General features: G+C 43.3%; 2 protein-coding genes. Both read left to right on the top strand.

Going from position 1 to position 1,467, the window contains the following annotated elements; genetic code table 11:
* The first annotated feature begins 205 nt into the window (after window positions 1–205).
* Window positions 206–613: a tetratricopeptide repeat protein gene (locus tag F6K49_RS54085; RefSeq protein WP_366514355.1), complete on the top strand. Its 408-nt coding sequence runs from the start codon at window positions 206–208 to the stop codon at window positions 611–613.
* 30 nt (window positions 614–643) lie between these two features.
* On the top strand, window positions 644–1,467 hold an 824-nt coding region (locus F6K49_RS54080; RefSeq protein WP_366514354.1), incomplete at its 3' end, for a tetratricopeptide repeat protein.

Genomic DNA, 1,467 nt, shown 5'->3' with positions numbered 1-1,467 from the left:
TGAGAAAGCACAAAACCTTGAAGTTGCCATCGCTTGCTTGCAATTGGCTTTAGAAGTACGCACCCGTGAGAGGTTTCCTATTGATTGGGCAACGACTCAAAACAATCTCGGTAATGCTTACTTAGAAAGAATCGAAGGTGAGAAAGCACAAAACCTAGAAGATGCGTTCGCGTAGCGTGACCTACGGTCAATCGCTTGCTTGCAATTGGCTTTAGAAGTACGCACCCGTGAGGCGTTTCCTATTGATTGGGCAATGACTCAAAACAATCTCGGTAGTACTTACCGTGAAAGAATCACAGGTCAGAAAGCACAAAACCTAGAAGATGCCATCGCTTGCTTCCAATTGGCTTTAGAAGTACGCACCCGTGAGAGGTTTCCTATTGATTGGGCAACGACTCAAAACAATCTCGGTATTGCTTACTCTGACAGAATCGAAGGTGAGAAAGCACAAAACCTCGAAAATGCCATCGCTTGCTTCCAATTGGCTTTAGAAGTACGTACCCGTGAGAGCTTTCCTATTGATTGGGCAACGACTCAAAACAATCTCGGTAATGCTTACTTATACAGAATCGAAGGTGAGAAAGCACAAAACCTAGAAGATGCGTTCGCGTAGCGTGACCTACGGTCAATCGCTTGCTACCAATTGGCTTTAGAAGTACGCACCCGTGAGAGGTTTCCTATTGATTGGGCAACGACTCAAAACAATCTCGGTAATGCTTACTCTGACAGAATCGAAGGTGAGAAAGCACAAAACCTAGAAGATGCCATCGCTTGCTACCAATTGGCTTTAGAAGTACGCACCCGTGAGGCGTTTCCTATTGATTGGGCAATGACTCAAAACAATCTCGGTATTGCTTACCGTAACAGAATCGAAGGTGAGAAAGCACAAAACCTAGAAGATGCCATCGCTTGCTACCAATTGGCTTTAGAAGTACGCACCCGTGAGAGCTTTCCCCGAGACTATCTAGATACTAACAATAACCTTGGTTTTGCTTACCAAGATGCTCAAAATTTCCCGGAAGCTTACAAGGCTTTTGATGCTGCCATTAAAACCGTAGAATTGCTGCGAGATGAAATTATTTCTGGTTCTGGAGTAGAAGAATACAAGACTAAACTAGCTGAAAAGTACAACCGAAGCTATCGAGGCATGGTGGAAGTCTGTTTAGAGTTAAATAAGATCACCGAAGCCATTGAATATGTTGAACGGAGCAAAACCGGCAATTTAGTTGAAGAGATTCTCCGCCGTGACCTGAAAACTATCTTTCTCCCAGATGTTGCTACTAAACTAGAAGAATACAGGGATAAAATAGCAGCAGGTCAGGAGCAAATCCAACAGGGCAAAGCTGACAATCCAAAAGCCCTAGCACAACGTCTTAAAGAATTGCGACAGCACCGCAATTATTTACAAGACCAATATTTACCTATTGGTTCTAGCTTTAAGTTTGAGCAATTTAAGAACAATTTAGA

The organism is Moorena sp. SIO3I6 (assembly GCF_010672095.1).
Note: the sequence above shows the minus strand (reverse complement) of the source record. Positions and strands in the feature narration are given on the sequence as shown.